The following is a 241-nucleotide window of genomic DNA, read 5'->3' as shown; positions in this document are numbered from 1 at the left end:
AAAGGACATCAAATGCATAGTCATTCACAGAGAATTTTTATGAACCGCGTTCAATTTAAACACCACCATCATCACCATCAACCTGACTAGTCTTTCAGGCGATGTGTGCTGGAAGACGTTTGGATCTTCCAGTGGTGCTTGAACGCGCTGAGAGCCCCCGGAAGATTCACTTCCGGGGGCTTTTTTTTGGACCAAATTCGGACAGATTCAGACAGGTATTCAGAGGAAAAGAACAATGTTA

1 protein-coding gene and 1 other annotated feature are annotated in these 241 nt (G+C 44.4%); the gene reads left to right on the top strand.

Annotated elements, in window-relative coordinates:
- Window positions 1-39: 39 nt before the first annotated feature.
- Window positions 40-90 carry a his operon leader peptide gene (hisL, locus tag FLQ03_RS10030; RefSeq protein ID WP_144374164.1) on the top strand — a complete coding sequence of 17 codons (51 nt, stop codon included), beginning with the start codon at window positions 40-42 and terminating at the stop codon, window positions 88-90.
- Window positions 66-187 (top strand) — a sequence feature (His leader region). It overlaps the preceding gene by 25 nt.
- The last annotated feature ends 54 nt before the right edge of the window (window positions 188-241 follow it).

Source organism: Vogesella urethralis (assembly GCF_007644045.2).
Lineage (GTDB): Bacteria > Pseudomonadota > Gammaproteobacteria > Burkholderiales > Chromobacteriaceae > Vogesella > Vogesella urethralis.
The sequence above is the reverse complement of the archived record's forward strand: the minus strand, read 5'-3'. Positions and strand labels throughout refer to the sequence as shown.